At 50.3% G+C, this 7,380-nt stretch carries 8 protein-coding genes; 2 read left to right on the top strand and 6 right to left on the bottom strand.

All coding sequences use genetic code 11. From position 1 onward, the window contains the following. Positions 1-171 precede the first annotated feature (171 nt). The 5 genes from AC1DUA_RS15430 to hrpB all read right to left on the bottom strand — a co-directional run bounded on the left by AC1DUA_RS15430 (position 172) and on the right by hrpB (position 6,046). Positions 172-1,281 carry a substrate-binding domain-containing protein gene (locus AC1DUA_RS15430; RefSeq protein ID WP_477500611.1) on the bottom strand — a complete coding sequence of 370 codons (1,110 nt, stop codon included), beginning with the start codon at positions 1,279-1,281 and terminating at the stop codon, positions 172-174. 557 nt (positions 1,282-1,838) lie between these two features. Then, positions 1,839-2,483 (bottom strand): class I SAM-dependent methyltransferase, encoded by a 645-nt coding sequence (locus AC1DUA_RS15425; protein ID WP_477500610.1) that lies wholly within the window; start codon positions 2,481-2,483, stop codon positions 1,839-1,841. A 40-nt stretch (positions 2,484-2,523) separates the two neighbouring features. Next, positions 2,524-2,787: a hypothetical protein gene (locus AC1DUA_RS15420; protein ID WP_477500609.1), complete on the bottom strand. Its 264-nt coding sequence runs from the start codon at positions 2,785-2,787 to the stop codon at positions 2,524-2,526. Next, the gene (locus tag AC1DUA_RS15415; protein ID WP_477500608.1) at positions 2,780-3,514 is read right to left on the bottom strand and encodes an alpha/beta hydrolase family protein; all 735 of its coding nucleotides are present in this window, start codon (positions 3,512-3,514) and stop codon (positions 2,780-2,782) included. The genes AC1DUA_RS15420 and AC1DUA_RS15415 overlap by 8 nt, the downstream gene beginning before the upstream one ends. 42 nt (positions 3,515-3,556) lie before the next feature. Then, on the bottom strand, positions 3,557-6,046 hold the full coding sequence (gene hrpB, locus AC1DUA_RS15410; protein ID WP_477500607.1) for an ATP-dependent helicase HrpB: 2,490 nt from the start codon (positions 6,044-6,046) through the stop codon (positions 3,557-3,559). Positions 6,047-6,241: 195 nt separating this feature from the next. Here hrpB and AC1DUA_RS15405 point away from each other — a divergent pair, with 195 nt between their 5' ends. Further along, the gene (locus AC1DUA_RS15405) at positions 6,242-6,496 is read left to right on the top strand and encodes a YpbS family protein (protein ID WP_477500606.1); all 255 of its coding nucleotides are present in this window, start codon (positions 6,242-6,244) and stop codon (positions 6,494-6,496) included. 14 nt (positions 6,497-6,510) lie between these two features. Further along, positions 6,511-6,675, top strand: a complete 165-nt coding sequence (locus AC1DUA_RS15400) for a hypothetical protein (RefSeq protein WP_161411834.1) — start codon at positions 6,511-6,513, stop codon at positions 6,673-6,675. Between the two features lie 46 nt (positions 6,676-6,721). Here the strand turns inward: AC1DUA_RS15400 and AC1DUA_RS15395 are convergent. After that, a partial coding sequence (locus AC1DUA_RS15395) for an NUDIX hydrolase (RefSeq protein ID WP_477500605.1) occupies positions 6,722-7,380 on the bottom strand: 659 nt, incomplete at its 5' end.

Below are 7,380 nucleotides of genomic sequence, written 5' to 3'. Positions count from 1 at the left end.
GGGGTCACATGATCTGCAACCTCTGTGCCGTCACTCAAATCAACGAGAACGGCGCGTCCGGATTCCGTGCCATAGTCAACGCCAATTGCATACTTCTTAGACATAGAGAACCTCCTTCGATTTTCCAATCTCTATGTCCAGTATAACACTTGTACGTACAAGTTGGCTAGATTAAATTTCTCCACCAGAAAGGCGGATCGTAGATTCCCTGACAATGAGTTCAGGCTTATAGATTTTACCTGTCTCTCTTCCTGTTACTCRCTTATTCTCAATCATATCAATCAAAAGCTCAGCAGCGTCTGTGCCTAACTCCGTTTTGGGATGCGAAAGTGTCGTTAATTTCACCTCAGTCGCCATCGCTAATGAGGAGTCGTCGAACCCCACTAACGAGACATCTTGAGGCACTTGAAGGCCTAATGTACGTACAGCTTCAAGTAAATGGACAGCCAACTCATCGTTATAGCAGACGAAAGCGGTTGGACGCTCGTCCTCATCGCCTAACAATGAGAGCGCGTGCTCGTAAGGCTTCTGCCTTTTTTCTTCTGTTGTGTAGTGGATGACGAGCTCCGGCAATAATGGAACCTGGTAATGGTGATGGGCGCGAATAAATCCTTTCAGGCGATTAATCCCCTGCAAGTCATCCGTCTTGAAGAATCCGGCAATCTTGCGATGACCCAGCTCGATCAGATGCTGCGCCGCCTTGAAGCCGCCCTCTTCATCGTCTACGACTAAAGACGGACAGTTCACCTCTGGATAGCATTCATTGATCATCAAATACGGAATATGCTGATAGTCGAGCGAAAGATAATAGTTGAGATTCGGATTGCCTTCCGCGCTTTTCGTAGGCTCTATAATCAACCCGCTTAGGGGCTGGCTTAGCATCATCGTCAAACTTTCTTTTTCCTTATTCTTATCATTGTCTGTTGACGACAAGACAAGTCTGTAACCTCTTGCACGTAAAGCCGATTCCGCCCCTCTCACGATATGAGGAAAAATGTAATCGGATATATACGTGGTCAGGATGCCAATCGTCTGCACATCACGGCCTTTTTGCGTTTGGGGTGTAGAGACGAACGTTCCTTTTCCTTGCATCCGGTACAACCAGCCCTCTTGCTCAAGTTCGCCAAACGTCTGGCGTACCGTTTGACKACTCATCTGAAATTGTTCAGCAATTTCGTTTTCCGACGGCATTTGATCGTTCGGTTTGAGTCTCCCCGTGTGAAGCCACGTTAAAATTTCCTGTTTAAGCTGCAAGTATTTCGGCATTTGCTTTTCTTTCATGTTTCGGTTTCACCTCAGGCGTTTGATTCTGAACGTATTATAACATTCGCTTAACTTGTATGTACATATTGTGAGGAAACACTGCTGGTAGGACGGATTGAACTCCGTCATGCTGTGTTAGCTACTTTACCATTCCTGCACCGTCTCATCGCTCTATTCACCATATTGCCAACTTCCGCCCCATCAGCTCAAAACAAATTACAAAGAACCTGGCGAGAATTCCGTTGAGACTAGCTTGAGACGAAGTAAGAGGTAGTCACGAAGCATGGAGGGTTAGCGATCCAAAGTTGTGACTCAAGTACTCTCTAACTTGGACGGTGCCTCAGATTGAATAGAAGGAATATCTGGCGTTAATCCAAGCAACATCGATGCTGGGAATGAAATAGCTGCAGAAACTACCTTTATATCGCCACTAGTGGATTAAATTCCCTGAATTAGTTGAAATTAGAAGGAGAATGTACAGCTATTTGAGCTACAGTGGGTTAGCCGAGGAAAATAGCAGGAGTAATCGGCGTTAATGACTAGTAATCCATCTACTCAACAAAAAACCCGTGAAATCACGGGTTTAGATGTTTCAACTTCTTCGCGATAATCGACTGATAATCGGGCTGCATTTCCGGCATTTGAAGCACGTTGAAGCGCTCGATATCGAACACCTCGCTCACCTTCTTCTGAATATGCGCATCCTCATAAAAAGCAAAAAACCTTTGCGGCCTATAGGAGTCGTTCTCCCAAATCCCTTCGCTTTCATACCCTCCATAGAGTCCCAAATAGAAGAAACCGTCAGGCTTCAGCACGCTCTCAACGTTCCTGAGCACTTCCAGAAGGTTATCTTTCGGTACATGCAGCAGTGTATTCATTGACCAAACCGCATCAAAAGACGCTGGCTGCAGATCCAAGGCAAAGAAATCCATGGCGTAGGCTTCGAGTCCTTTTTCACGACAAATGGCCACCATCTCTTCAGACAAATCGATGCACACCACCTCGCAGCCGTGTTCCCGCAAATAGTCAGCTTGATGACCCGGACCACTGCCAAGATCTAACACGCGCTTACTGCCGCCACCCTTTTCCAATCTTGCTAGGAAACCACTCAGCTCATCTAACTTCCAAGACTGCATCGTCTCCCCGTTTCGCTGTCTAGCCTGCTGGTCGTAACTCGCCTTCAGCACCTGTTTGACCCCAGAATCATTCGATGAATCCAAGCTCATCATCTCCCCTTCATGCCTGCGTCCATCATCCCAACTATTTCTCTAGAACCTGAAGTCCCGCATTCACTAGCAGATCGAACCACTCGTCTTCTTCCAAAAGCTCTTCAACTGCTTCAATATCCTCTTCTTTACCCGATTCACTCAGAAAATTCAGAGCATAACTCCAATCGTCCTTGTTGCGCATGCTTTGCAGCGTAATTTCATAAGGATGCTCGTGCCCCTCTACGCTGAACTGAACATGGCCAAGGTATCCCTCCGCTTTGCTGTATTCCATATTTGCTTTTATAATGCTAATCATCTTCATCTTCCTTTTCTATAAAATGTTCCTGCCGTTGTGTCAACCACGACCAAATTGAAGCAATCGTCGTTTGCAGATTCGTTGTATCCAGCCAGATATAGGGGTTGTGATCTCGAAAATAATCGGCATGCCCGCCAATCATCGGCAAGGTTTTCCTATGAATTGGTGCATGCTTCAAACCATGCCAGCGCAATACGCCATAACGAGACTTGATCCAGCCTCCCCAAGTGCCTAGTCGCGGAATCGGGTCCACCTTTTGGTCCATTTGATTGATCCCATTTAAATATAATACACGATCCTTCAATTCTGGAGGAATCGCACATTTAGGCGATCCAATTTGGATCACTCCAAGAACGGGGATGCCCGCCTTCATCAAAGCTCCTGCCGCTTGAACAGATGCCACAGCACCTGCACTGTGTCCGACTAAAAGCAAGGTCTGCCCTGGGCGCAAGTGGTCTGTGATCAGCTTTGTTAAGTTTTTGCCACCATAGCGGGAAGGCTTATTGTGGGCATTAGTCCATAGATCGCTTGTAATTTCGCGAAGCTGCTTTTGGCGCTGCCGACTCCAATCTCCATACGGAAAATGAATAACAACACGGGCACGCGCACCCGCCTCTTCAAAGCAGGCCGCAAGAGCAGCGCCACACCTGTCCAAAAAATCAGGCGCCGTTGCAAAGCCAGCCGTTATGTAGATGACGATTTCCTCCGATTCGGAGTGAATGGTCATGGATCACTCAGTTCCCTTCAAGGCACACTTGTGCCAAATAAGTCAAATTCGCGATTTCGCCCGATTGGTCGGCATAGCGGCCATCGGATCATCGGGCCAGTAATGCTTCGGGTAACGGCCTTTGAGATCTTTTTTAACCTCGAAATAAGCCTCCCGCCAAAAGCTCGCCAAATCCTTCGTCACCTGAACGGGACGTTGTGCCGGTGATAACAAATGCAAGGTAAGCGGAACCCGCCCTTTGGCAACTCGCGGGGTGTCAGCCAAACCGAACATTTCTTGCAGACGCACAGACAATGTCGGCGATGCTGCCACGCTATAATCAACGGGAATACGCGAACCGCTAGGTACCTGAATATGAGTTGGCGCCCAATCATCCAACCATCGCCGCTGCTCCCATGTTAGCATTTCCTCTAATATATTTGTCAAGTTAAGCCGTCCAAGAGCACCCTTACTTGTCATCCCGTATAGATGCGGCGCTAACCAATCTTCTAGCGCCTCCAGCAGTGCTTCCTCGCGCATATCCGGCCATTCACCTGCATGACTGTGATGAAGGAAAACAACTCGCTCTTGCAGCTGACGTGCGCTACGACTCCACGGGAGCAGATCAAGCGATTCAGATCGAATACCGGTAATCAAAGCTTGTACAAGCAGATCGGGGTTAGGCTCCTGCAGGGGCTTCTCTTTAAGTATAATTGCGCCTAACCGTATGCGCTGCCTAGCTTTAACGGCACCAGCACCGGAATCCCAAAGCACTTCCTGTTCCTGTACGAGGCGATCTCCGAAGGCTTGCAACAGATCTTCTTCCTGCACAGGGGCCGCTAGAAAAATGCGACTTTCTGCCCCGTTGTCATCCAGCTCAGCTGCGACGAGATATCGCTCATTCGAGAGCTCCTGCAGCTCAGGCAGCACGGCGCCACGCCCGCTGCTGAGCAAGAACCGCCCTGTCGATCGCCGCTGCGCGACGCGATCGGGGTAGGCGAAGGCGAGCAGCAAGCCGCTCGCCGATGCCCGCTGCTCGCTCGGCCGAATGCCGAGCGACTGCATCAACCCTTTGGCCTCCGCCGTAATCCGGCGGCATAAGCCAAAGTCAACGTCCGCGCGCTGCTCGCCCTGCGCAGCGCGCCAAAGCACTTCGATGCGGGTGCGTACATCCGCATCTCGGCCCCGAGCGCCCGCCAGAATGTCGCGCTCGCTCAGCATTACGGCAAGCTCGCACGCCAGCGCGCCGAGCTTAAGCGGCATAGCTTGCAGCACCATGTGCGCAAGCCGCGGGTGCAGGCCTAACGCCGCCACACGCTTCCCGTGCGGTGTTAGGCCACCGTCCTCGTGCAGCGCTCCTAGCTGCACGAGCAGTTCCCGCGCCTGCTGATAAGCAGCAGCAGGCGGCAGGTCCAGCCAGACCAGCTCCGCTGGGTCTGCCACGCCCCAGGCGGCCAGCTCGAGCGCAAGCGGCGCCAGATCCGCTTCGCGGATCTCTGGCGTGGAGCTTGGCGCTAGCTGCCGCTGCTCGGTCTCGGTCCACAGGCGGTAACACACGCCTGGACCGAGACGGCCGGCCCGGCCTCTGCGCTGATCGGCAGAGGCTGCGGACACGGGCACCGTCGTTAGGCGGGTCATGCCGGTGCGTGGTGAAAAGCGCGGCACCCGCATGAGGCCGCTGTCGATCACAACCGTGACCCCTTCGACGGTTAAGGAGGTCTCGGCGATCGAGGTCGCGAGCACGACCTTCCGGTGTCCTGGCAGGCTTGGCGCCAAGGCGCGATCCTGCGCTTCCTGCGCCAGATTCCCATAAAGAGGTGCGATTTCCACCTCTTTACCTAGCTGCAGCGCCGCAAGACTGCCCGCCACACGATGGATCTCTGCTGCACCCGGAAGAAATACGAGCAAGCTGCCTTCATCCATTTGTAAGGCTTGGCGAATGCTTTTGACGACCGTAATTTCTAGTTTTTCCTCTTGTTTCATATTCAAGTAATGCGTTGTTACGGGATAAGCGCGCCCTTCACTCTGAATAATCGGAGCCTGATCCAGCATGTTTGCTACAGGCTCTGCCTCAATTGTCGCAGACATGATGAGAATTCTTAGGTCTTCCCGCAGAAGTGTTTGGGATTGTCGGCTCAGCGCCAAGCCCAAGTCTGCATGAAGGCTGCGCTCATGGAACTCATCAAAAATAACAATCCCTACCCCTTCCAAAGCAGGGTCTGTTTGAAGCATACGGGTAAGAACTCCCTCCGTGATGACTTCAATCCGTGTGTTGGGGCCGACACAGGTATCATTTTTCACGCGATATCCGGTGGTCTGTCCAACAGCTTCACCCATCAGTCGCGACATATACCGCGCCGCAGCGCGGGCTGCCAATCTCCTTGGCTCCAGCATTAAGATCTTCTGGTTATTCAGCCATGTTTCTTGCAGAAGAGCAAGCGGCACTTGCGTTGTTTTCCCGGCACCCGGCTGAGCGACCAGCACTGCGCACGCATGGGTTCGCAATGCCTCTTTCAATTGCGGGAGCACCGACTCAATCGGTAAAATCTTCATTTCATTCACTCCGAGCTGTCAATAAGTCTTCAAATCACTTTCTCTGTACACTTTGAAATGGGTTCAAACCTTTCTCTCCGAAATATCTGGATATTTGTCGATTATTATTCGGAATTCCGCCTGTAAAAACTGTTCCTGACCCACTCAATCGTGTATACTGAAGGAATATCTGGTCACGAAAGGGAGAACTTGAAGATGAATGTACACGAAGCAATAACCAAACATTCGACTGCTCAGCATCTGCACCTTGTGCGCTTTGCAGAACTTGATGCGCAGCGCGAAAGTGCAATTGATGCAGCTGTAGAGCTGTGCAAAAGCGGGCTTCCGTTTACCGTTGATGCAATCAATGCGGTTACGGCTCAAATCATCGCCCACACCAAAGAAGGTATTTCTCCTCTACGTTCTTATGTAACCGAGGACATGGTACGTGATTACGTAAACAAAGGGTAGGGAGATAAAGAACGATGGGAATTCTCACATTTGTAGCAATGCTAGTTATAGGATCGGCCTTTAGTGCCGGATTCTTGCTGTTGTTTAAACGTAAAATTGCGTTAGGAATTGTTTGTTTTGGACTCTCTATCGCAGGTTATATCGTTTACTCCTACATAGCGAATAAATACTTCGTCTAGAATGTTTTGGAGAACCGGTCGGCTTAACCGATCCGGTTCTTTTTCATTAGTACAGGGCATTTTTCTTTAGCGTTTGAAAAACAAGGTCATAATAAGCGGCTGGATGCGGGACCAAATCCTTCAGTGTCACGAGCAAGCTCGTTTCTTCAAGTTGTCCATTTTGTCCTGTTTTATAGCCCGCTGCCTCTAATTGTTCGATTTCTCCATGCACCAAACGCTCTAACCCCGCTGCACTCACTTCAAATAAACCCGTTACCTCGTCTGCTTGTAGAACATACTTGTCCAGAGGTTGATCGCAGCGATAAATAAAGACATGGCAAAACTCACGATCGATGAGATGATCGGACATCAGATCTTCTTCCGCAAACAGTCCGCAAGGTATCAGCTCATTGAAATCCACGGTCAAACCCAGCTCTTCCTTCAGCTCGCGAGCGCCATCTTCAACCGTTTCCCCCGCCGCCAGGTGTCCAGCGCAAGAGATGTCGAGTAAATTCGGAAACAGATCCTTGTCTGGGTGTCTTAGCTGAAGCAGCAGCGCTGCGTCCTCATTGGCCAGACTTACAATCCAGCATTGAAAAGTAGCATGCCATAAACCTTTCGCATGAACTTCGGAGCGTGGCGCTTGTCCAAGCCAATTCATTTTCTCATCATAAATATCAAACATTTCTTCTGACTTATTCAACGTGCTCCGTTCCTCCTCAGACC

It is taken from the genome of Paenibacillus sp. 01T422, from assembly GCF_056398785.1.
The sequence above is the reverse complement of the archived record's forward strand: the minus strand, read 5'-3'. Positions and strand labels throughout refer to the sequence as shown.

Coding starts and splice junctions, on each gene's coding strand:
- AC1DUA_RS15405 (WP_477500606.1), top strand. CDS start 6,242: ATGAATGTACACGAAGCAATAACCAAACATTCGACTGCTCAGCATCTG.
- AC1DUA_RS15415 (WP_477500608.1), bottom strand. CDS start 3,514: ATGACCATTCACTCCGAATCGGAGGAAATCGTCATCTACATAACGGCT.
- hrpB (WP_477500607.1), bottom strand. CDS start 6,046: ATGAAGATTTTACCGATTGAGTCGGTGCTCCCGCAATTGAAAGAGGCA.
- AC1DUA_RS15400 (WP_161411834.1), top strand. CDS start 6,511: ATGGGAATTCTCACATTTGTAGCAATGCTAGTTATAGGATCGGCCTTT.
- AC1DUA_RS15420 (WP_477500609.1), bottom strand. CDS start 2,787: ATGATTAGCATTATAAAAGCAAATATGGAATACAGCAAAGCGGAGGGA.